The organism is Isoptericola sp. NPDC058082 (assembly GCF_042885055.1).
Classification (GTDB): Bacteria; Actinomycetota; Actinomycetes; order Actinomycetales; family Cellulomonadaceae; genus Isoptericola.
Genome location: NZ_JBHVSQ010000001.1, coordinates 174,659 through 196,080, shown reverse-complemented (window position 1 = coordinate 196,080; position 21,422 = coordinate 174,659). Strand labels below are relative to the sequence as shown.

Below are 21,422 nucleotides of genomic sequence, written 5' to 3'. Positions count from 1 at the left end.
ACGCGGAGTACCCCCATAGAACTCAAGCGCTTGGGGGGCCTGGGCCCCCCCGCACCCATGTGGGGGGGGGGGGTGGGAGAGCGGAGACCCGCCCCTTCGCCGTCGTCGTCAGCGCCGCACGAGGACCGTCCCCGCGGCCCGGTCGTGCAGCCCGCGCCCGTCACGGTCCCACACGACGGCGGGGATCACGAGGCACAGCAGCAGCGTGCGCACCGCGCCGCGCGCGAACCCCGGCGCGACGCCGTCGGGGGCACCGAGCGTGCGGACCTGCAGGCCCAGGAGGCGGTGGCCGATGGTGAACCCGACGGTGCTGACCAGCAACAGGTTCATGAGCGCGAAGACGCCCAGGGTGACCCACGAGTTCAGCTCGGCGAACGACGCCGGGCTCGTCACCAGGTAGGCGATCAGGGTCGCCACCGCCCAGTCGACGACGAGGGCCACGGCCCGGCGCCCGAGCCGGGCGAGCGAGCCAGGTCCGACGTCGGGAAGGCCGAGCCGTCCGGCGGACCCGGTCTCGTCCCTGCGTCCGCCCTCGAGCCACGAACCCATGTCCTCCCGCGATGCCATGCGTCAAGGCTACGCGGCGCCGGAGGCGTGACCGCCGTAACGTGTTGGAAACAATGGCGCCATGCCGGAGAAACGCCGTCACCCTACGGTCGTGGTCGTCGAGCGGCGCGCACGAGCTCGTCGCCCCCGTCCTTCGGAACCGTCCGGCGGCACCGACCGAACGGCACCATCCACGCAAGGAGTGCATGCATGTTCACGAACGCCGAGGAGGCCATCGCCTTCACCCGTCGCGAGGGGGTGGAGTTCATCGACGTCCGCTTCATCGACCTGCCGGGCGTGATGCAGCACTTCAACATCCCCGTGGAGCAGTTCTCGGAGGACTCCTTCACCGAGGGCCTCATGTTCGACGGTTCGTCGATCCGCGGCTTCCAGGCGATCCACGAGTCGGACATGAAGCTCGTGCCCGACGTCACCACGGCGTACCTGGACCCGTTCCGCAAGCGCAAGACGCTCATCGTGAACTTCTCCATCGTGGACCCGTTCACCGACGAGCCGTACTCGCGCGACCCCCGCACGATCGCCGCCAAGGCGGAGGCCTACCTCAAGTCGACCGGCATCGCGGACACGGCGTTCTTCGCCCCCGAGGCCGAGTTCTACGTCTTCGACGACGTCCGCTTCTCGACGAACCAGCACGAGAGCTTCTACAGCGTCGACTCGGTCGAGGCCGCGTGGAACACCGGTCGTGAGGAGGAGGGCGGCAACCTCGGGTACAAGACCCGCTACAAGGGCGGCTACTTCCCCGTCTCCCCCAACGACCAGTTCGCCGACCTGCGCGACGAGATGTGCGCGGTCCTGGCGGAGGTCGGGCTCGACGTCGAGCGCGCGCACCACGAGGTGGGCACCGCCGGCCAGCAGGAGATCAACTACCGGTTCAACACCCTGCTGCACTCGGCCGACGACCTGATGAAGTTCAAGTACGTCATCAAGAACGTCGCCTGGCAGCACGGCAAGACCGTCACCTTCATGCCGAAGCCGATCTTCGGCGACAACGGCTCGGGCATGCACTCGCACCAGTCGCTGTGGCTGAACGGCGAGCCGCTGTTCTACGACGAGAAGGGCTACGGCGGCCTGTCCGACACGGCCCGCTGGTACATCGGCGGCCTGCTCAAGCACGCCCCGTCGCTGCTGGCCTTCACCAACCCGTCGGTGAACTCCTACCGCCGCCTGGTGCCCGGCTACGAGGCCCCGGTCAACCTGGTCTACTCGGCCCGCAACCGCTCCGCGTGCATCCGCATCCCGGTGACCGGCTCGTCGCCGAAGGCCAAGCGCGTCGAGTTCCGCGTGCCGGACCCGACGGCCAACCCGTACCTCGCGTTCGCCGCGCAGCTCCTCGCGGGCATCGACGGCATCAAGAACCGCATCGAGCCGCCGGCGCCGATCGACAAGGACCTGTACGAGCTGCCCCCCGAGGAGCACGCGCAGATCGCCCAGGTGCCCGCGTCCCTCGAGGAGGCCCTCGACAACCTCGAGCGCGACCACGAGTTCCTCACGCAGGGCGACGTCTTCTCCGAGGACCTCATCGCCACCTGGATCGACTACAAGCGCAGCAACGAGATCGACCCGATCCGCCTGCGCCCGCACCCCCACGAGTTCGAGCTCTACTACGACATCTGATCGGCGGCCCGCAGGGGCCCGCTGACGTCGCCCGGACGGCGGCCCACCCTTCGGGGCGGGCCGCCGTTCGGCGTCCCCGCCAGCACGGCAGGACCCGGCTCGGCGCCGGACGGCGCAGGTGGCCGACGGTGGCTCACCGTAGGTGACGTCAGGCCATCCGCCCGATCGGCGGCACTCGCCCGTCCGTCGGCCGGTCCCGCCCGCAGCGGGCGCAGAGCAGGTACTGCGAGTCCTCGTTCTGGCGCCGGAGCCATTTGTGCATGCCCAGCACGCAACGCACGTCCCTCATGACGTGCTCCCCTCGACGACGCGGGCGTGGCGACGGCCGCCACGGGTCGCCTTCTCAGGCTAGGCCGCGGCCCACCGACTCGACAGCCGAGCGCGACCGCGCGCACGACGCCCGGCTACCGCCTCGTGACGGCACCCGCCCACAACCAGACGAAGCCTTCGCGGCCGTGGGAGTCGACGTAGCGCACGTGCACCTGCGCGTCGGTCCAGGCGGTGGCTTCCCCGTCGACGAGCTGCTCGCCGGACTGCCGCGACGTGATCCAGGCGCGCACGGGGATCCCGCGCTCGGGGCGCGTGACGTGCGCCCCGTCGCGCGATCTCCCCGGCGCCCCCTCGGCGGCGTCGCGCAGCGGCACCCGGTCGACCGCACCTGACGATCCGCCGGCCTCGTCTCGTCGCCTGCTTCCCACGGGAGCAGGATAGCCCCGGTTCGAACAGGTGTTCTACCCGCCAGCGGCGCGGGTCACCCCGCCCGCTCCACCTCCCGGGTCGCGGCCGCGAGCGCGGCGTCGTCGGGCACGTAGCCCTCGACGTGCCGTTCGGCCACGCCGTCGTAGGCGCTGAGCGGGCGGATGAGCGCGTTGGACGCGAGCTGCTCCTGGACGTGCGCCGTCCACCCCGCGATGCGCGAGGCGACGAAGATCGGGGTGAACAGCTCCGTGTCGAAGCCGATGAGGTGGTACGCCGGGCCCGACGGGTAGTCGAGGTTGGGGTAGATGCCCTTGCGGCCCACGAACTCGTCCTCGAGCGCGTCGTACAGGGCCGCCAGGTCGGGGCGGCCGTAGTGCTCCACCAGGGTGTCGAGCGCGGACTTCATGGTGGGGACCCGCGAGTCGCCGCGCTTGTAGACCCGGTGCCCGAAGCCCATGACCTTCCGCTTGGCCGCGAGGGCGTCGTCGAGCCACCCGGCCGCGGCGTCCGCCGTCCCTATCTCGGCGAAGGTGTGCATGACGGCCTCGTTCGCCCCGCCGTGCAGCGGGCCCTTGAGCGCGCCGACGGCCGCGACGATCGCGCTGTAGTAGTCCGACAGGGTCGAGCTGACGACGCGCGCGGCGAACGTCGACGCGTTGAACGAGTGCTCCGCGTACAGCGTCATCGAGACGTCGAACGCCCGGCACGCGACGTCGTCCGGCTCCTCGCCGAACGACATCCACAGGAAGTTGGCGGCATACCCCAGGTCGTCGCGCGGGGGCACCGGCGGCAGCCCGCGGCGGCGGCGCTGCAGGTGCGCGACGACGGTGGGCAGCTTCGCGTACAGCACGAGGGCCTTGTCGAGGACGGCGTCCGGCTCGTGGTCCCACGCGTCCGGGTCCTCCGTGCCGAGGATGCTGACGGCCGTGCGCACCACGTCCATCGGGTGGGCGGCGGACGACAGCCCGTCGATCACCTGCACCAGGGCGGGGTCGAGCGCGCGGTGACGGCGCTCCGCCGCCACGAAGCGCTCGAGCTGGGCGGCGTCGGGGAGCTCCCCGTGCCACAGCAGGTGGACCACCTCCTCGAACGAGGCGGTCGCGGCGAGCTCCTGGACGGGATATCCCCGGTACAGCAGCGAGTTGGTCGCGGCGTTGACGGACGAGACCGCGGTGCGGTCGACCGTCACCCCCGCGAGGCCCTTCCTGATCTCGACGGTGTCGCTCATGGTCGCTCCTTCACGCTGGGAGATGGACGTTCGTGGCAGGGAGGGATGCTCAGCGCCCGCTGACCGCGCCGAAGCGCCGGGCCACCGGTGCGACGACGACGGGGCGCATCGCGGCGGCGGCGCCCGCGATCACCACGACGGAGACGAGGAACAGCACGAGGCCGACCCAGCTCCCGTCGTCGCGCGCGCCGAACATGTGGTCGAGGTTGCGCCGGGCCCCCGTCGCGAGCACCAGGGCCACGTGCAGGACGACGAACGCGACGAAGTAGAGCATCACCGGGAAGTGGACGCGGCGGGCGAGCCCGATCGGGACGAGCCGGTCCGCGGCGGGCCGGGACCGCCAGTACACGCTCATCCGCACGCCGCTGAGGATCGCCAGGGGCGCCGCGACGAAGACGGTCACGAAGTAGGCGAGCTGCTGGAGGCCGTTGTAGTGCACCCACCCGTCCTCGGTGGGCCACTGCAGCGACAGGTACTGGAGCCCGGCCGACAGGGCCTCCGGGACGACGGTCCAGCTGGTCGGGACGACCCGCACCCACTGACCGGTCACGAACAGCAGCACGATGTAGACCGCGCCGTTGGCCACCCAGAGCACGTCGAGCGCCTGGTGCGCCCAGGCCATGAGGCCGATGCGCGCCCCCGGGTCCGCGCGGGGTGCCCACGACGCCGCGGGACGGCGCTGCAGCCGCACCTGCCACCCGGTCCGCACCACCAGCACCAGCAGGAACACGTTGAAGAAGTGCTGCCACGCCAGCCAGGCCGGGATGCCCACCGGCGCGTCGTCGGGCATCGGGGCGGTACCCGGGTAGGTCGCGAGGAAGCCCCGCCCGGCGTCGGTGCCGACCCACCCACGCGCGGCCAGGACGAGCAGACCGAGGACGACCGCCGCCACGGCGGCCGCGATCCCCGTCCGGCCCGCCCACGCCGGGAGCCGACGGCGGCGCGGGGCTGCCGCGACGGGTGGGGCCACCGGCTCGGGCACGGGCGACGACGGCGCGGGCTCGACCGTGGGCGGCGGCTCCGCCGGCCGGTCGTCCGGTGTGACGGGGACGGACGGTTCCCGCCCGGGCGGCACGACCCCGGTCGGGGGCCACGGCGCCCCGCCCGCGGTCCTCGGCAGGCCACGCCGCAGAGGTGTGCCGACCGCAGCGGCGGGAGCGGCGGCGGGAGCAGTCTGGGCGAGGGCGGCTCCCGGCTCCGCGGTGGCGCCCGCCGTCGTCGACCGGGCGACGCGCGGCAGGCCCTGCCGCACCCCACCGGGTGCGGCCGCCCCGCCGGCCGTCCCGGCCCCGGTCGGCCCGTCCGCTCGCGTCGTCGCGTGCGCGACCTCCGCCGTGCCGGCGTCCGCGCCGTCCACCGGCGGCCACGGCGGGCCGCCGGGCCGGCGCGGCAGCCCCTGCCGCGTCATGCGTCCCGCCTCGCCTCGAGCGCCGCGACGAGCTGGGGCACCACCTCGAAGACGTCGCCCACCACGCCGAAGTCGGCGATCTCGAACAGGGGCGCGTGCTCGTCGGAGTTGACGACGACGATGGTCTGCGCGGTCTGCATCCCCGCGAGGTGCTGGATCGCGCCCGAGATGCCGAGCGCCACGTACAGCCGCGGCGACACCGTCACGCCCGTCTGCCCGACCTGGCAGGACGCAGCGACGTAGCCCGCGTCGACCGCCGCCCGGGAGGCGCCGACCGCGCCGCCGAGGGTGTCCGCGAGCTGCTCGACCAGGGTGAAGCCCTCCACCGACCCCAGCCCGCGCCCGCCGGACACGACCGTGCCCGCCCCGCGCAGCTCGGGCCGGGTCGAGCCCGACTCGACGGGCTCGACGGCGAGCACCGTGGCCGCGGGCCTCCCCGACCCGGGGACCGCGAGCGCCTCCACCTGCGGGTCGTCGACGGCCGGGGCGCGGTCGTCGACGGCGCCGACGCGCAGCGTGACGACCGGGGCGCCGAAGGTCGCGGCCGAGTCGACGAGGTACGTGCCGCCGTAGGCCGCGTGGTGCGCGACGACGCCCTCGTCGTCCCGCGACACGCCCACCGCGTCGAGGGCGAGCGCCGAGCGCGACCGCACCGCGTAGCGCGCGGCCGCCTCCCGGCCCTCGACCGAGTGCGACACGAGGACCGCGGCGGGCCGGACGAGCTCGGCCGCGGCCTCGAGGGCGTCGACGACCGGCACGCCGAGACGTTCCGCGTCCCCGGGGGCGAGCAGCACGCGGCGGGCCCCGAGGCGCGCGGCCGCGGGCGCCTGGTCGTCGGCGCCGGGCCCCACGACGAGCGCCACGGGGGTGCCGATCGACGCGGCGGCCGCCAGCAGCCCTGCCGACGATCGCGCGAGCCCTCCGTGCGGCTCACGGTCCACCAGGACCAGGACGGGTTCTTCCCGGACGTCGGTCATGTCGTCGCCTCCTCAGGCCAGCCGGTGGTCGACGAGGAAGGCCGCCAGCTGCTCGCCGGCGTCGCCCGTGTCGACGATCCTGGTGCCGGCCGTGCGTGGCGGCCGACGGGTGATCGCGGTCATGATCGAGCGCGCGGCATCGGAGGGCTCGGGGTCCACCCCCAGGTCGGTCGCCGTGACGGTCTCGACGACCTTCTTCTTGGCGGCCATGATCCCCTTGAAGCCCGTCAGCCGGGGCCCCGGCGCGGCCTCGGTCACGGAGACGACCGCGGGCAGCGGCGCCGAGACGCGCAGCGTGGCGGCGTCCGACACCCGCACGCCGGTGACCTCGGTGTCCGTGATCGTGACCTCGCGCAGCGCCGTCGCGCACGGCACGCCGAGCGTCTCCGCCACGGCGGCGGGCACCGCTCCCCCGGCCCCGTCGGTGGACGCGTCGCCCGCGACGACGAGGTCGGCGCCCGCGTGCCGCACCGCGGCGGCGAGCACCTCTGCGGTCAGGACGACGTCCGCGCCGACCAGCCTCTCGTCCACCACCTGGAGGGCCGACGTCGCCCCCATGGCGAGCGCCTTGCGGAGGCTGGTCTGCGCGAGCTCGGGCGCCATGGCGATCACGACCACGTCGGTGTCGGGGTGGTCGTCCGCGTGGGCCAGGGCCGCCTCGAGCGCCCGCTCGTCGATCTCGTCGAGGACGGCGTCGTCGGCGCTGCGCTCCGCGAGCCCCGTCTCGAGGGACAGCGTGCGGTCGCCGTACGTGTCCGGGACCACCTTCATCAGGACGGCGATCTTCATCGGCTTCCTCTCTCGTGACGGTGCAGTGCGTGCGCGGCGGCCTCGGCGAGCGCGGGGACGCCGTCGGCGAGCGCCGGTGCGAAGGCGTCGTCGGGCCGCTGCCCGTCGAGCCACCGGGTGTAGATGGCCTCGCAGAAGATCGCCGACTTCCACAGGGCGAGCGCCTCGTACCACGGCAGCGCCCCTACGTCGGCGCCGGTGCGCGCCGCGTACCGGTCGACGAGGTCCGTGCGCGTGGGGAACCCCGGCCCGGCGGTGACGGGCGTGAGGTCCATCGGCGTGGGCGCGGCCCCGGGCGCGGAGTAGGTCGCGACGAGGTAGCCGAGGTCGGCGAGCGGGTCGCCGAGCGTCGCCATCTCCCAGTCCAGGATCGCCGCCACCCGCCCGGGGGCGGCGAACATCAGGTTCCCCAGCCGGTAGTCCCCGTGCACGACGGCGGCGCGCGCGGGTGCGGGCCGGGTGGCGGCCAGCCGCCCGGCCAGGGTCTCGACGAGCGGCACCGACCGCCGGGTGTTCAGCGGCCACAGCTGGGCGAACCGGCGGACCTGGCGGTCCAGGTAGCCGTCCGGCCGGCCGAGGCCGGCGACGTCGCCGTCGAGCGGGACGGCGTGCAGGTCCGCGAGCGCGTCGACCGCGGCGTGCACCAGGTCGGCGCGGGCGCCGCGGCCGTCGAAGCCCGCGGGGAGGTGGTCCGTCACCACCTGCCCCTCGACCAGCTCCATGAGGTAGAACGGCGCCCCCACGACGGCAGGGTCGTCGCAGACCGCACGGACGACCGGCACCGGCACGCCCGCCGCCCCCACCGCCGCGACGACGCGCGCCTCGCGCAGCATGTCGTGGGCCGACGGCGGGAAGGGGGGCCGCGGGCCGCGCCGGAGGACCACACGCTCCCCGCCGCGCCGCAGCTCGTACGTGACGTTCGCCTGGCCGTCGCCGATCCGCCGCCATGCCAGCTCCCCGGCGGGCATCCCCACGCCGTCGAGGAAGCGCCCGAGCGGTTCGAGCACCAGCAGCGGCGGTCGCGCGGGTGCGGCGCCGTTGTCCCCCGCGGGCAGCGCACGCACGACGTCGACGCCGTCCGGCGCGCTCGCGAGCGCCGTCATCGTCGCCCCTCCGCCCGGTCCAGGACCCGTTCGCCCGCCTCGACCTCCCGGCGCCGGCGCGCGACGGCGCGGCGGGCGATCGCCCAGCGGTGCGTCTCGCTCGACCCGTCGTAGACGCGGAACGGGCGCACCTCGTCGAGGAACGCGGCCAGCGGCAGCTCGAGCGTGACGCCGTCTCCCCCGCACAGCTGCACGGCCCGGTCGACGACGCGGCCCACGGCCTCGGAGCAGTGCACCTTGGCGATCGACGAGGCCTGCGCACCCGCCCGGACGTCGCCGTCCTCCAGCGCCGCGGCCGCCCGGTCGATCAGGGCGGCGCTGCTGGCGAGGTCGATCTCGGAGTCGGCGAGCATGCCCTGGGCGAGCCCGAGGTCGGCGAGCGGGGCGCCGAACAGCTCCCGGTGCCGCACACGGTCGAGCGCCGTGTCGTTGGCCCGACGGGCGAGGCCGAGCCAGCGCATGCAGTGCGTGAGCCGGGCGGGGCCGAGGCGCACCTGCGCGTGGCGGAAGCCCTCGCCGGGCGTGCCCAGCACGTCGCCGTCGGCCACGAAGCAGTCGGTGAGCGAGACGTGCGGGTGCCCGCCCGTGATCGCCCGCTCGAGCGTGCGGATGCGATGGCCGAGGTCGAACCCGTCGGCGTCGGTACGGACGAGGAAGAGCGTCGCGGCGCCGTCCCCGAGGTCGGGCGTGCGGGCCATGACGATGGCGAAGTCCGCCTCCTCGGCCCCCGAGACGAACCGCTTCTCGCCGTCGAGCACCCAGCCCCCGTCGACGCGGCGGGCGGTGGTGGCCAGCGCGGCCGGGTCCGACCCGGCTCCGGGGTGCGGCTCGGTCATGGCGAAGCACGACCGCGCCTCGCCGGCGGCGAGCGGGGCGAGGAACCGCTCCTGCTGCTCGGCGGAGGCGATCCTCTCGAGCAGCATCACGTTCCCCTCGTCCGGGGCCATGCAGTTCAGGGCCGCAGGCCCGACCGGGGAGTACCCGGCCTCCTGGAAGACGGCGGACCACGCGCCCAGCGGCAGCCCCAGCCCGCCGAGGCGGACCGGCACGTGCGGGGCGAAGACGCCCGCCTCGCGCGCCCGCTGCTGCAGCGCGCGGCGCCCGGCGGCGTCGAGGGCCGTCCCCGCCGGCGGCTCCGCGGGGAGCACGACGTCCCGGACGAAACGGCGGGTGTGCTCCACGACACCGGCGACGTCGACGGCGCCCACCGTCTCCCGCGCGCTCACGCCGTCCCTCCCGCGGCCAGCAGCCCGCCGTCGAGGGTCAGCACCTGGCCGGTGACCCAGCCCGCCTCGTCGGAGCAGAGGTAGGCGGCCGCGGACGCCACGTCGTCCGGGCTGCCCAGCCGCCGCATCGGGTAGGCCGCGGCCACCTCCTCCTCGCGCCCCTCGTACAGGGCGCGCGCGAACTGCGTCCGCACGACCGCCGGGGCGAGCGCGTTGACCCGGACCCGGGGGCCGAGCTCGGCCGCCAGCGTCACGGTGAGGTGCGAGACCGCGGCCTTGCTCACGCCGTACCACCCGATCCCCGGCGACGGCACGGCCCCGGCCACCGACGACATGTTGAGCACGGCCGCGCCGTCCCGTGCGCCCAGCCCGGCGGCGCAGGCCTCCTGGACCCAGCCCAGCGTGCCCAGCACGTTGACGTCCAGGATCTTGCGGGCCGCCTCGGGGTCCAGGTCGACCAGCGGCCCGTACACGGGGTTGATGCCGACGTTGTTGACCAGGACGTCCAGCCCGCCGAGCTCTCGCACGGCGGTACCGATCGCCTCGCGCCGGTGGGCGGGGTCCTGGGCGCGGCCGGCCACGACGCGCACCGGGACGCCGTCCCCGAGCGACTCCGCCGCGGACGCCAGCGCGTCCGCCGACCGCGCGGTCAGCACGAGCGCGGCGCCCTCGGCCGCGAAGCGCCGCGCGATCGCGTGCCCGATGCCGCGGCTCGCCCCGGTGACGACCGCGACGCGGCCACGCAGCCGGTCGCCGCCCGTCGTCGGGGAGGGGTGCTCTCCCATGTCACGCTCCCTTGCGCGATTGCTTAATGCAGATTCAAACCTCGGGAGCATCGCATCATGACTAGAGGTCAGGATCAAGCCCTGGTAGCCGCGGTTTCTAACATGGTATAAAAAGTGGGACGTCGAGATCAAGGATGATCGGAGGCAGCATGACCGGCATCATCGGGCCGCGTGACCTGTACGAGGACGAGCACGAGCAGTTCCGCGACATGGTGCGCGCCTTCGTGGAGCAGTACGCGCGCCCCCACGCCGACCGCTGGGACGCCGAGGGGCGGGTCGACCGCAAGCTCTTCGTCCAGGCGGCCGAGGCGGGGATCCTCGGGTTCGGCATCCCGGAGCGCTTCGGCGGCGGCGGGTCGGACGACTTCCGCTTCAACGCGGTGATGGGCGAGGAGCTCGCCCGCCACCCCGTGTCGTCCGGGATGGCCGGCATCGCCCTGTCGAACGACATCGTCATCCCCTACTTCACCGACCTGACGACCGAGGAGCAGAAGCAGCGCTGGCTCCCCGGCATCGCCGCCGGCGAGACCGTCGTGGCCGTGGCGATGTCCGAGCCCGGCACCGGCAGCGACCTCGCAGGGATCCGCACGTCGGCGGTCCGCGACGGCGACGACTACGTCGTCGACGGGTCGAAGATCTTCATCTCCAACGGGCAGAACGCCGACCTGGTGGTCACGGCCGTGCGCACCGGGGAGCACCCGCACCGCGGGCTGAGCCTGCTCGTGATCCCCGCCGACTCCCCCGGCTTCTCCCGGGGGCGCCGGCTCGACAAGATCGGCCTGCACGCCCAGGACACGAGCGAGCTCGCCTTCCAGGGCGTGCGCGTCCCGGCCGCGAACCTGCTCGGCGAGGAGGGCACGGGGTTCGCGGGCCTCATGCGCAACCTCCCGCAGGAGCGCATCTCCATCGCCGCGGCCGCCGTCGCCTCCAGCGAGGGCGTGCTGGAGCGCACGCTGGAGTACGTCAAGCAGCGACAGGCCTTCGGGCAGCCGATCGGGTCGTTCCAGAACACCCGCTTCGAGCTCGCCGAGATGGTCACGGCCGTGCGCGCGGGCCGCGCGCTGATCGACGACTGTCTGAGGCGGCACGACGCGGGATCCCTGGATCCCGAGGACGCCGCCGCCGCCAAGTTCTGGACCACCGAGCAGTACGTCGACGTCGTGGGCCGCTGCCTGCAGCTCCACGGCGGCTACGGCTACATGCGCGAGTACCGCATCGCGCGGGACTACGAGGACGCCCGCATCACCACCATCTACGGAGGCACGACCGAGATCATGAAGGAGATCGTCGGTCGGGGCCTCGGGCTGTGAGGACATCCGTGACAGAGGCATACATCTACGACGCCGTCCGCACGCCGCGCGGCAAGAACCGCGGCGGGGCGCTCCACGGCGTCAAGCCCGTCGACCTGGTCGTGGGGCTGATCCACGCCCTCGGCGAGCGCCACCCCACCCTCGACCCGGCGGCCGTCGACGACATCGTGCTCGGCGTCGTCTCGCCCGTCGGCGAGCAGGGCGGCGACATCGCCCGCACCGCGGCGCTCGTCGCCGGCCTGCCCGAGACCGTCGCGGGCGTCCAGCTCAACCGGTTCTGCGCCTCGGGCCTGGAGGCCGTCAACGTCGCCGCCCAGAAGGTCGCCAGCGGCTTCGAGGACCTCGTGCTGGCGGGTGGCGTCGAGTCGATGTCGCGCGTGCCGATCGGCTCCGACGGCGGCGCCTACGTGCAGGACCCGACCACGAACTACGACCTCTACTTCGTCCCGCAGGGCATCGGCGCCGACCTCATCGCCACGCTCGACGGGTTCTCCCGTGAGGACGTCGACGCTTACGCCGTGGAGTCGCAGCGGCGGGCCGACGAGGCGTGGCGCGAGGACCGGTTCGCCCGGTCGGTCGTGCCGGTGCGCGACCTCAACGGCGTCACGCTGCTCGACCACGACGAGCACCGCCGGCCGGGCTCCACGGTCGAGAGCCTGGGCCACCTCAAGCCCGCGTTCGAGATCCCCGGGGCGCAGGCCGGCTTCGACGCCGTGGCGCTGCAGAAGTACCACTGGCTCGAGTCGATCGACCACGTGCACACGGCCGCGAACTCGTCGGGCATCGTCGACGGCGCGGCCCTCGTCGTGGTCGGCAGCAGGGAGGTGGGCGAGCGCCTCGGCCTCACGCCGAGGGCGCGGGTCGTCGCGACCGCCGTGACGGGCTCGGAGCCCACCATCATGCTCACCGGACCCGCCCCCGCCACGCGCAAGGCGCTCGATCGTGCGGGCCTCACGGTCGACGACATCGACCTGTTCGAGCTCAACGAGGCCTTCGCCTCGGTCGTCATGCGGTGGGAGCGCGAGCTCGGCATCCCGCACGACAAGGTCAACGTCAACGGCGGGGCGATCGCCATGGGGCACCCCCTGGGCGCCACGGGCGCGATGATCCTCGGCACGCTGCTCGACGAGCTGGAGCGCCGCGACCTGCGTCGCGGCCTCGCCACGCTGTGCGTCGGGGCGGGCATGGGCATCGCCACCATCATCGAGCGGGTCGAGGAAGGGGAGACGGCATGAGCGTCATCGAGGACCGGGCGGGCGTGCAGGGCGGGTACGCCTGGGACGAGGACGGCGACGGCGTCGTCACCCTCACCATGGACGACCCCGACCGCGGCGCCAACACCATGAACGCCCACTTCCGGGCCGCGCTCGAGGCGAGCGTCGAGCGCCTCGAGGCCGAGCGCGACCGGATCTCCGGCGTCGTCCTCGCGTCGGCGAAGAAGAGCTGGTTCGCCGGCGGGGACCTCGAGCTGCTCCGCTCCGCCGACCCGGCGCGGTCGGCCGAGGAGACCGCGGACATCGAGCACGTGAAGTCGCTGCTGCGCCGGATCGAGCGGCTCGGCCGGCCGGTGGTCGCCGCGATCGACGGCACGGCGCTGGGCGGGGGGCTCGAGGTCGCGCTCGCCACCCACCACCGCATCGCCGCCGGCGACGTCAAGGGCCTGCGCCTCGGGCTCCCCGAGGTCTCCCTCGGCCTGCTGCCCGGCGGCGGCGGCGTGAGCCGCACGGTGCGGATGCTCGGGCTGCAGAAGGCGCTGGCGGACGTCATCCTGCCGGCCACGAAGTTCACCGCCGCGGGCGCGCTCGAGGTCGGCCTCGTCGACGAGGTGGTCCCCGCGGCGGAGGTCCGCGACCGCGCGAAGGCATGGATCGCCGCGAACCCCGAGCCGGTCAAGCCGTGGGACGTCAAGGGCTTCCGGCTGCCCGGCGGCGCGCCGACCTCCCCGTCCCTCGCACAGGCGCTCGCGGCGATGCCCGCGATGCTGCGCCGGCAGGTCAAGGGGGCCCCGATGCCCGCACCGCGCGCCGCGATGGCGGCCGCCGTGGAGGGGGCGTACGTCGACTTCGACACCGCCTCGACGATCGAGACCCGCTACCTGGTGCAGCTCACGCACTCGCCGGTCGCGAAGAACATGATCAAGGCGTTCTTCTTCGACCTGGAGAGCATCAACGCCGGCGCCAGCCGGCCCGCCGGGTACCCGACGTTCCGGGCAAAGAAGGTCGGCGTCGTCGGCGCCGGGATGATGGGCGCCGCCATCGCCTACGTGGCCGCCCGCAGCGGCGTCGACGTCGTGCTCAAGGACACGTCGACGGGCGCCGCCGAGCGGGGCAAGGACTACGCGCGCCGCCTCGAGGAGAAGGCCCTGGGCCGCGGGAGGACGACGCCGGAGGCGAGCGCGGCCCTCCTGGAGCGGATCTTCACGACCGACGACCCCGCCGACTTCGCGGGCGTGGACTTCGTCGTCGAGGCGGTCTTCGAGTCCGTCGACCTCAAGCAGTCCGTGTTCCGGGAGATCCAGGACGTCGTCGAGCCCGACGCCGTGCTCGGCTCGAACACGTCCACCCTGCCGATCTCGCTGCTCGCCGAGGGGGTCGACCGGGCCGAGGACTTCATCGGGATCCACTTCTTCTCCCCCGTCGACAAGATGCCGCTGGTCGAGATCATCCGGGGCGAGCGCACCAGCGACGCCGTCCTCGCGAAGGTCTTCGACTTCGTGCTGCAGATCCGCAAGACGCCCATCGTCGTCAACGACGCCCGGGGCTTCTTCACCTCGCGGGTGATCGGCCGGTTCATCGACGAGGCCGTCGCCGCCGTGGGCGAGGGCGTCGAGCCCGCGTCCGTGGAGCAGGCCGCGCTCCAGGCCGGGTATCCCGCGGGGCCGCTGCAGCTCCTCGACGAGCTCACGCTCTCCCTCACCCAGAAGATCCGCACCGAGACACGGGCCGCGCACGAGGCGGAGGGCGGCACCTGGACGGCGCACCCCGCCGAGGCGGTCGTCGACTGGATGGTCGACGACCAGGACCGGCCCGGACGCAGGGCGCGGCGCGGCTTCTACGACTACGACGAGGCGGGCCGGCGCACGCGCCTGTGGCCGGGGCTGCGCGAGCGGTACGGCTCGGGGAGCGCCCGGGTGCCCCTGGTGGACCTGCAGGAGCGGATGCTCTTCGCCGAGGCGCTGGACGCGATCGCCTGCCTCGACGACGGCGTGCTCACCTCCGTCGCGGACGCCAACGTCGGGTCGATCTACGGCATCGGGTTCCCCGCCTGGACCGGCGGGGTGCTGCAGTACGTCAACCAGTACGACGGCGGCCTGACGGGCTTCGTCGCCCGCGCGCACGAGCTGGCCGACGCCTACGGCGAGCGGTTCCGGCCGCCCGCCTCCCTGGTCGCGCGGGCGGCCGCCGGCGAGACCTACGAGTGAGCGGGGGGACGTCGTGATCAGCACGCGCTTCACGGAGGCGTTCGGGATCGAGCACCCGGTCGTCCAGGGCGGCATGATGTGGGTCGGCCGGGCAGAGCTGGCCGCCGCGGTCTCCGAGGCGGGCGGGCTGGGCATCATCACCGCGCTCACCCAGCCCACCCCGGCCGACCTCGTCAGGGAGATCGAGCGGGCCCGCCGCCTGACCGACAAGCCCCTCGGGGTCAACCTCACGATCCTGCCGGCGATCGACCCGCCGCCGTACGACGAGTACCGGCGGGCGATCGTCGACGCCGGCATCACGATCGTTGAGACCGCCGGCTCCAACCCCGAGCCGCACATGGAGATGTTCGGCGCCCACGGGGTGCGGGTGATCCACAAGTGCACCAGCGTGCGGCACGCGCTCAAGGCCCAGGCCGTCGGGGTGACGGCGGTGTCGATCGACGGGTTCGAGTGCGCCGGTCACCCCGGCGAGGACGACGTGCCCGGCATGGTGCTGCTTCCGGCCGCCGCGGACCGGCTGACGATCCCGTTCCTCGCCTGCGGCGGGATCGCGGACGGCCGGGGCCTGGCGGCGGCGCTGGCCCTCGGGGCCGACGGGGTCACGATGGGCTCGCGGTTCATGTGCACGGTCGAGTCGCCCGTCGCGCCGGCCGTGAAGGAGCGGATCGTCGCCGGGTCGGAGCTCGACACCAACCTCATCTTCCGCTCCCTGCGCAACACGGCGCGGGTCGCGAAGAACGCCGTCAGCGACGAGGTCGTCGAGATCCTGGCGGGCGGCGGGCGGTTCGAGGACGTGCGCGACCTGGTCGCGGGCGCCCGGGGCCGGAAGGTCTTCGAGCACGGCGACCTCGACGCGGGGATCTGGACCGTCGGGCTCGTCCAGGGCCTCATCCACGACGTCCCGGCCGCCGGGGAGGTGGTCCGCCGCACCGTGGCCGAGGCCGAGGAGGTGCTGCGGGCCCGGCTGGAGCTGGTCAGCCGGCCCCGGCTCCGTGCCTGACCATCCCCTGCGCGGTCGCCACCAGCTCGTCGAGGGAGCGCGTGCGCGGGTTCCACCACTCGACCACCCAGTTCATCGCCCCCAGCAGGAGCAGGCGGAAGGTGTTGACGTCCAGGTCGGCGCGCACCTCCCCCGCCTGCTGGGCGGCGACGAACAGGTCGCGCCACAGCCTGCTGTAGAGCGCCTCCTCGGCGGCCGGGCGCACCCGCAGCTGCTCCGGGACGTGCCCCGCGTTGCGGATCGAGGCGGTGGCGTAGTCGGACAGCTGCAGCTCGTAGCGCAGGTGCGCGTCCACGGCCACGAGGAGCCGCTCCATCGCGGTAGTGCCGTCGGGCAGCGCCTCCAGCGTCTCCTCGACGTGGAGCCGGACGCGGTGCGCACCCTCCCACATGACCTCCTCGACGAGACCGTCGCGCGAGGAGAAGTAGTAGTAGATCGCGGGCGCCTGGACGCCGGCGACCGCGGCGACGTCGGCGAGGCGCGTGCCCGCGTACCCCTTGCGCGACAGCACCTCGGCGGCCGCGTCCAGGATGCGCTGGCGCGTCTGCGCCGATTTCGACGCCGGTCGCGTCGCCTCCGTCCCGGTGACGTCCATGCTCCGATCCTAGCCTGATTTCTAACCAAGATTAGAGAAATCCTTGCGCGTCGTCCCGGAGCGGCCCTAATGTGTGACTCGCGATTTACTTGTCTGCTCGACGTGGAGTAGGAGACCGGCGATGACGCTTGCGGACCAGACCGCCCAGGCCGGGCAGGAAGCCCGGCAGATCACCACGTACCGCCCCGTCGACGGCGAGCCCGTCGCCAGCTACCCGGTGGCGGACGCCGCCCAGGTCGGCATCGCCGTCACCAGCGCCCGGGACGGCGCCCGCTGGTGGCGCGAGCAGGGCTTCGCCGGACGTCGCGCGCACCTCCTGCGCTGGAAGTCGCACGTCGCGCTGCGCGCCCGGGAGCTGGCCGACCTCATCGCCGCGGAGACCGGGAAGCCGGCGGACGACGCCCTGCTCGAGGTCATGCTCACCCTGGGGCACCTCGACTGGGCGGCGAAGAACGCCGCCCGCGTGCTGCGCCGCCGCCGGGTGCGCGCCGGCCTGGTCAACTACAACCAGCACGCCACGGTCGGCTACGAGCCCTACGGCGTCGTGGGCGTCATCGGGCCGTGGAACTACCCGCTGTACACCCCCATGGGCTCGATCTCGTACGCGCTCGCCGCCGGCAACGCCGTCGTCTTCAAGCCCAGCGAGCTGACGCCCGGCCCGGCCGTGTGGCTCGCCGAGCGCTGGCGGGAGGCCGTGGGGCACGACGTCCTCGTCGCCGTCACGGGCGACGGGTCGACGGGCGCCGCGCTCGTCGCGGCCGACGTCGACAAGGTCGCGTTCACGGGCTCCACCGCGACGGCGAAGAAGGTCATGGCGGCCGCCGCCGAGCGGCTGGTGCCGATCGTGGCCGAGTGCGGCGGTAAGGACGCGCTGCTCGTCGCGGCCGACGCCGACCTCGACGCCGCGGCCGACTTCGTCGTCTTCGGCGCGATGGGCAACGCGGGCCAGACGTGCGTGGGCGTCGAGCGCGTCTACGTCGTCGAGGCGGTGCGCGACGCCCTCGTGTCCCGTGTCGTGGAGCGGGCGGGACGGCTGCGCACCTCGGGCGCCGACGCGCAGTACGGCCCGATGACGTTGCCCGCCCAGGCGGACGTGGTGCGCCGGCACGTCGAGGACGCCGTGCGGTCGGGCACGGCGGTGCTCGGTGGTACCGAGAGCGTGCACGGCCGGGTGATCGACCCGATCGTCGTCACCGACGTCGACGAGCACTCCCTCGCGGTGCGGCACGAGACGTTCGGCCCGCTCGTCGTGATCAACACCGTCGCCTCCCTCGAGGAGGCGGTCGAGCGGGCGAACGCGACCCCGTACGGGCTCGGCGCGGCGGTCTTCACCAAGGACGCCCGCGCGGCGTCGGCGGCCGCCGACGCCCTGCGCGCCGGCGTCGTGACCGTGAACTCGGTGCTCGGGTTCGCCGCGGTCGCGGCCCTCCCCTTCGGCGGGGTCAAGGAGTCCGGCTTCGGCCGCATCCACGGCGCCGACGGCCTCCGCGAGTTCAGCACGGTGAAGTCCGTGGCACGCCAGACCCGGAAGGCCGCGCTGAACCTCCTGACGATGGACCGCACCGAGAAGGACATGCACCTGGTCGCCAGGATGATCCCGCTGCTCCACGGTCGGTCGAAGGGTTCCCGGGGCTAGGCCGTCGTCAGACGCCCAGCACGGTCTCCAGCACGGCCCCGATCCACCGCTTGGCCTCGGGCGCCGGGCTGCGGCGCAGCGCGACGCTCAGGTCGGCGACCACGTTGAAGCCGGCGTGCACGAGGAACCGCAGGTCGCGCGGGTCGAGGTCCGGACGCAACCGCCCGAGCAGCTCCACCCAGTCGTCGACGTGCGCGCGCTGGAGCCGCCGCAGGCGGCGCTGGTCCTCGGCGTCGAGCGCACCGACGTCCGCCGTGTAGACGTCCATGAGGTCGCGGTCCTCGACGGCGAAGCGGACGTACGCCGCCTCGAGGCTGTGCAGCGCCTCGCGGGGGTCGGGGCGGCCCAGCGCGTCGTCGGCCGCGGCGTCCAGGGCCGCCGCGGCCCGCTCGCACGCCGTGCGCAGGATCTCGGACTTGCCGCTGAAGTGTCGGTAGACGCCCGACGGCGTGATCCCCACCGCGGCGGCGATCTCCTCGATCGACGCCTCGTGGTAGCCCCTGCGGGCGAACGCCGCGATCCCCGCCTGCGCGAGCTGGTCGCGGCGTCGGCCCGGCGGCGCGGCCTCGACCGGTCCGTGCCCCTCCGCCGGCGCGGTCGGCGCCGGACCCGGCGCCTCGGTGAGCACGCGCATCGCCGCCTCGCGCAGCAGCGCCTGCAGCGACGCGACGGCCATCGGGGTGCGGTGGGCGGTGACGCTCGCGATCACGCTCAGCGCGGCCAGGGCGACGAGGTCCAGCGTCGGCGGGTCGAGGTCGGGCCGCAGCATCGCGGCGGGTTCGGCGAGACGGCGCCGCAGGGCCGTGAACTCCGCGGCCAGGGCCCGGCGGTCCTCGGGGCGCAGGTAGCGGCTCTCCCAGCGGTAGATGTTCCCCGACGACCGCATCGCGACGGTCTCGCCCGAGACGGCGTCGAGGACGGCCGCGGCCTCCGTGCGCGCCGTCGCCGGAGTGCGGTCGCTCACCTCCCCCACCGCCGCGGTCGCGTCGGTCAGCCGGGCGACGAGGTCCATCGCGATCTCGCGGAACAGCTCGTACTTGTTGTCGAAGTGCCGGTAGAGCGCCGCCGCGGTGATCCCCACCGCGTCGGCGACGTCCTGCATCGCCACCCGGTGGTACCCGCGCTCCGCGAAGGCGACCGCGGCGGCCGCCTCGATGGTCTGCCGCCGGTCACGTGGGCGCCTCCTGACCTGGTCCGCCGCCCTCGCCTCGCTCACGGTGCACACACTAACGCCGGCCCCCCGCAGGGGCTGGCACTCGGATGTGAATGGTGAGTAACATGATCTCGTCGACCCCCGCGGGCGGCAGGAACGGACGGGACGTGGCGACGGCGCCACGCCCCGGACTCGGCTCACGTACGAAGAGGTGCATGCCATGAGCGACGCCACGGACGCCATCCCCCCGACTGTCCGCCGCAACCACTGGATGAACCAGGTCCTCACCCACGCCGCGACCAAGCCCGATGCGACCGCCTTCTCCTTCCAGGGCGAGGTGACCACCTGGGCCGACGCCGCCCGGCACATGGACACCCTCGCCGCGGCGCTCCGGCGGCGCGGCGTCGGCTTCGGCGACCGCGTGCTGCTCCTGACGCTCAACCACACCCTCGTGGTGGAGACCGTCTTCGCGATCAACCGCCTCGGCGCCGTCGCCGTCCCCATGAACGTGCGGCTCTCCCCCGCCGAGATCGCCTACGTCGTCGACGACGCCGACGCGGACCTCGTGGTCGTCGACCAGCCGCTCGCCCCCCTGCTCTCGGCCGCGCAACAGCTCACCGACCGACTCCGCGGCGTCGTCGTGGTGGGCGACGCCGCCGACGGGCAGGAGAGCATCGCGGACCTCCTCGCCGAGCCCCTCGACGGCTTCGTCGCACCCGACGTCCCCGAGGACACGACCTGTCTCATCATGTACACGTCGGGGACCACCGGGCGGCCCAAGGGCGCCATGCTCGACCACCTCAACATGACGGCGCAGTCCCTCACCGTCCTGCGGGTGAACGAGATCTTCGACGAGTCCGACGTCGCCTTCCTCACCGCGCCTCTGTTCCACATCGCCGGGCTCGGGTCGATCGCCGCCAACTTCGTGGTCGGCATCCCGACCGTCATCCACCCGCTCGGCGCCTTCGACGCCGCGGCGCTCGTCGACGCGTGGGAGCGGGAGGGTGCCACCATCGTCTTCAACGTGCCGCAGCAGTGGCAGGCGATCTGCGCCGTCCCCGGCATCCGCGACCGCGACCTGCGGCTGCGCGTGATCAGCTGGGGTGCCGCGCCGGCGTCCGACACGTTGCTGCGCACGATGACCGAGACGTTCCCCGACGCCCTCAACGTCGCCGTCTTCGGGCAGACCGAGCTCTCCCCCATCACCTGCGCGCTGCGCGGCCGGGACGCGCTGCGCAAGCTCGGGTCGGTCGGGCGTCCGGTCCCCACCGTCCAGTGGAGGATCGTCGACGCCGAGCTCCGCGACGTCCCGACCGGGAGCATCGGGGAGATCGTCTACCGCGGGCCGAACCTCATGAAGGGGTACTGGCGCAAGCCTGCCGAGACGGCGGCGGCCTTCGACGGCGGCTGGTTCCACTCGGGCGACCTGGTCCGCCAGGACGAGGACGGCTTCGTCTGGGTCGTCGACCGGCTCAAGGACATGATCATCTCGGGCGGCGAGAACGTGTACTGCGCCGAGGTGGAGAACGCCCTCTTCGCGCACCCGCGGATCGCCGCGGCGGCCGTGTACGGCCGGCGCGACGAGCGCTGGGGCGAGGTGCCCGTCGCCGCCGTGGTCCTGACCCCCGGAGAGCCGCTCGGCCTCGCGGAGCTCCAGGACTGGCTGGGCGACACCCTCGCCCGCTTCAAGCAGCCCAAGGACCTCGTCGTCGTCGACGCGATCCCCACGAACGCGTCCGGCAAGGTGAACAAGGTGGCCCTGCGCGAGGCCGACCGCGGCGCCGTGACGGTCGCGTCGTGACGACGGCGTGGGGCCCGCAAACACCAGGGGGAAAACCCCCCCGACCCCCCGAAAACCCGTGGGGTCTTCGGTGGGGCCCTCGGTGGGGGTCGCCTCCCCACCTCCCCCCC

Annotated in this window: 17 protein-coding genes and 1 pseudogene; 7 read left to right on the top strand and 11 right to left on the bottom strand. The window is 73.8% G+C overall.

Going from position 1 to position 21,422, the window contains the following annotated elements:
- Positions 1-108: 108 nt before the first annotated feature.
- Positions 109-567, bottom strand: a complete 459-nt coding sequence (locus tag ACFVS0_RS00885) for an RDD family protein (RefSeq protein ID WP_430549951.1) — start codon at positions 565-567, stop codon at positions 109-111.
- 189 nt (positions 568-756) lie between these two features.
- Between ACFVS0_RS00885 and glnA the strand changes: the two genes are divergently transcribed.
- Positions 757-2,181, top strand: a complete 1,425-nt coding sequence (glnA, locus tag ACFVS0_RS00880) for a type I glutamate--ammonia ligase (protein ID WP_429764245.1) — start codon at positions 757-759, stop codon at positions 2,179-2,181.
- A gap of 404 nt (positions 2,182-2,585) precedes the next feature.
- Here glnA and ACFVS0_RS00875 read toward each other — a convergent pair whose 3' ends face one another.
- Genes ACFVS0_RS00875 through ACFVS0_RS00840 form a run of 8 tightly spaced genes read right to left on the bottom strand, consistent with a single transcriptional unit; the run spans position 2,586 to position 10,396 of the window.
- Positions 2,586-2,879 carry a hypothetical protein gene (locus ACFVS0_RS00875; RefSeq protein ID WP_430564754.1) on the bottom strand — a complete coding sequence of 98 codons (294 nt, stop codon included), beginning with the start codon at positions 2,877-2,879 and terminating at the stop codon, positions 2,586-2,588.
- Positions 2,880-2,932: 53 nt separating this feature from the next.
- Complete coding sequence (locus tag ACFVS0_RS00870; RefSeq protein ID WP_430586898.1) at positions 2,933-4,108, bottom strand: bifunctional 2-methylcitrate synthase/citrate synthase; 1,176 nt, start codon at positions 4,106-4,108, stop codon at positions 2,933-2,935.
- 49 nt (positions 4,109-4,157) lie between these two features.
- On the bottom strand, positions 4,158-5,516 hold the full coding sequence (locus ACFVS0_RS00865; protein WP_430586897.1) for a cytochrome b/b6 domain-containing protein: 1,359 nt from the start codon (positions 5,514-5,516) through the stop codon (positions 4,158-4,160).
- Entirely contained in the window at positions 5,513-6,493 is a 981-nt protein-coding gene (locus ACFVS0_RS00860) for an electron transfer flavoprotein subunit alpha/FixB family protein (RefSeq protein ID WP_430564757.1), read from the bottom strand. Before ACFVS0_RS00860 ends, ACFVS0_RS00865 begins: the two co-directional genes overlap by 4 nt.
- Positions 6,494-6,505: 12 nt before the next feature.
- Positions 6,506-7,282 carry an electron transfer flavoprotein subunit beta/FixA family protein gene (locus tag ACFVS0_RS00855; RefSeq protein WP_430549964.1) on the bottom strand — a complete coding sequence of 259 codons (777 nt, stop codon included), beginning with the start codon at positions 7,280-7,282 and terminating at the stop codon, positions 6,506-6,508.
- A complete protein-coding gene (locus ACFVS0_RS00850) occupies positions 7,279-8,385 on the bottom strand; it encodes a phosphotransferase family protein (protein ID WP_430586896.1) in 1,107 nt (368 codons plus the stop codon). The genes ACFVS0_RS00855 and ACFVS0_RS00850 overlap by 4 nt, the downstream gene beginning before the upstream one ends.
- Complete coding sequence (locus tag ACFVS0_RS00845) at positions 8,382-9,611, bottom strand: acyl-CoA dehydrogenase family protein (RefSeq protein WP_430586895.1); 1,230 nt, start codon at positions 9,609-9,611, stop codon at positions 8,382-8,384. The genes ACFVS0_RS00850 and ACFVS0_RS00845 overlap by 4 nt, the downstream gene beginning before the upstream one ends.
- Positions 9,608-10,396 carry an SDR family oxidoreductase gene (locus ACFVS0_RS00840; RefSeq protein ID WP_430549967.1) on the bottom strand — a complete coding sequence of 263 codons (789 nt, stop codon included), beginning with the start codon at positions 10,394-10,396 and terminating at the stop codon, positions 9,608-9,610. Before ACFVS0_RS00840 ends, ACFVS0_RS00845 begins: the two co-directional genes overlap by 4 nt.
- A 149-nt stretch (positions 10,397-10,545) precedes the next feature.
- Here ACFVS0_RS00840 and ACFVS0_RS00835 point away from each other — a divergent pair, with 149 nt between their 5' ends.
- The 4 genes and pseudogenes from ACFVS0_RS00835 to ACFVS0_RS00820 all read left to right on the top strand — a co-directional run.
- Positions 10,546-11,706, top strand: a complete 1,161-nt coding sequence (locus ACFVS0_RS00835; protein WP_430586894.1) for an acyl-CoA dehydrogenase family protein — start codon at positions 10,546-10,548, stop codon at positions 11,704-11,706.
- A gap of 8 nt (positions 11,707-11,714) precedes the next feature.
- Complete coding sequence (locus tag ACFVS0_RS00830) at positions 11,715-12,941, top strand: acetyl-CoA C-acetyltransferase (protein WP_430586893.1); 1,227 nt, start codon at positions 11,715-11,717, stop codon at positions 12,939-12,941.
- The gene (locus tag ACFVS0_RS00825; RefSeq protein WP_430586892.1) at positions 12,938-15,127 is read left to right on the top strand and encodes a 3-hydroxyacyl-CoA dehydrogenase NAD-binding domain-containing protein; all 2,190 of its coding nucleotides are present in this window, start codon (positions 12,938-12,940) and stop codon (positions 15,125-15,127) included. The genes ACFVS0_RS00830 and ACFVS0_RS00825 overlap by 4 nt, the downstream gene beginning before the upstream one ends.
- Positions 15,128-15,137: 10 nt before the next feature.
- A pseudogene (locus ACFVS0_RS00820) lies at positions 15,138-16,127 on the top strand (NAD(P)H-dependent flavin oxidoreductase); the annotation flags it as partial.
- Here ACFVS0_RS00820 and ACFVS0_RS00815 read toward each other — a convergent pair.
- Positions 16,102-16,722, bottom strand: a complete 621-nt coding sequence (locus tag ACFVS0_RS00815) for a TetR/AcrR family transcriptional regulator (protein ID WP_430549972.1) — start codon at positions 16,720-16,722, stop codon at positions 16,102-16,104. The pseudogene ACFVS0_RS00820 and the gene ACFVS0_RS00815 sit on opposite strands and share 26 nt — an antisense overlap.
- A gap of 121 nt (positions 16,723-16,843) precedes the next feature.
- On the opposite strand from ACFVS0_RS00815, the gene ACFVS0_RS00810 reads away from it, so the two are divergent.
- On the top strand, positions 16,844-18,358 hold the full coding sequence (locus ACFVS0_RS00810; protein ID WP_430586891.1) for an aldehyde dehydrogenase family protein: 1,515 nt from the start codon (positions 16,844-16,846) through the stop codon (positions 18,356-18,358).
- 7 nt (positions 18,359-18,365) lie between these two features.
- On the opposite strand, the gene ACFVS0_RS00805 is transcribed toward ACFVS0_RS00810, so the two are convergent.
- Positions 18,366-19,574 carry a TetR/AcrR family transcriptional regulator gene (locus tag ACFVS0_RS00805; RefSeq protein WP_430586890.1) on the bottom strand — a complete coding sequence of 403 codons (1,209 nt, stop codon included), beginning with the start codon at positions 19,572-19,574 and terminating at the stop codon, positions 18,366-18,368.
- 157 nt (positions 19,575-19,731) lie between these two features.
- On the opposite strand from ACFVS0_RS00805, the gene ACFVS0_RS00800 reads away from it, so the two are divergent.
- Positions 19,732-21,312, top strand: a complete 1,581-nt coding sequence (locus ACFVS0_RS00800) for a long-chain-fatty-acid--CoA ligase (protein ID WP_430564768.1) — start codon at positions 19,732-19,734, stop codon at positions 21,310-21,312.
- Positions 21,313-21,422 lie beyond the last annotated feature (110 nt).

What these genes read in the sequence shown, in the direction of transcription:
- ACFVS0_RS00885 (WP_430549951.1), bottom strand. Translation starts at nt 567, where the DNA reads ATGGCATCGCGGGAGGACATGGGTTCGTGGCTCGAGGGCGGACGCAGG.
- glnA (WP_429764245.1), top strand. Translation starts at nt 757, where the DNA reads ATGTTCACGAACGCCGAGGAGGCCATCGCCTTCACCCGTCGCGAGGGG.
- ACFVS0_RS00870 (WP_430586898.1), bottom strand. Translation starts at nt 4,108, where the DNA reads ATGAGCGACACCGTCGAGATCAGGAAGGGCCTCGCGGGGGTGACGGTC.
- ACFVS0_RS00865 (WP_430586897.1), bottom strand. Translation starts at nt 5,516, where the DNA reads ATGACGCGGCAGGGGCTGCCGCGCCGGCCCGGCGGCCCGCCGTGGCCG.
- ACFVS0_RS00860 (WP_430564757.1), bottom strand. Translation starts at nt 6,493, where the DNA reads ATGACCGACGTCCGGGAAGAACCCGTCCTGGTCCTGGTGGACCGTGAG.
- ACFVS0_RS00855 (WP_430549964.1), bottom strand. Translation starts at nt 7,282, where the DNA reads ATGAAGATCGCCGTCCTGATGAAGGTGGTCCCGGACACGTACGGCGAC.
- ACFVS0_RS00850 (WP_430586896.1), bottom strand. Translation starts at nt 8,385, where the DNA reads ATGACGGCGCTCGCGAGCGCGCCGGACGGCGTCGACGTCGTGCGTGCG.
- ACFVS0_RS00840 (WP_430549967.1), bottom strand. Translation starts at nt 10,396, where the DNA reads ATGGGAGAGCACCCCTCCCCGACGACGGGCGGCGACCGGCTGCGTGGC.
- ACFVS0_RS00835 (WP_430586894.1), top strand. Translation starts at nt 10,546, where the DNA reads ATGACCGGCATCATCGGGCCGCGTGACCTGTACGAGGACGAGCACGAG.
- ACFVS0_RS00825 (WP_430586892.1), top strand. Translation starts at nt 12,938, where the DNA reads ATGAGCGTCATCGAGGACCGGGCGGGCGTGCAGGGCGGGTACGCCTGG.
- ACFVS0_RS00815 (WP_430549972.1), bottom strand. Translation starts at nt 16,722, where the DNA reads ATGGACGTCACCGGGACGGAGGCGACGCGACCGGCGTCGAAATCGGCG.
- ACFVS0_RS00810 (WP_430586891.1), top strand. Translation starts at nt 16,844, where the DNA reads ATGACGCTTGCGGACCAGACCGCCCAGGCCGGGCAGGAAGCCCGGCAG.
- ACFVS0_RS00800 (WP_430564768.1), top strand. Translation starts at nt 19,732, where the DNA reads ATGAGCGACGCCACGGACGCCATCCCCCCGACTGTCCGCCGCAACCAC.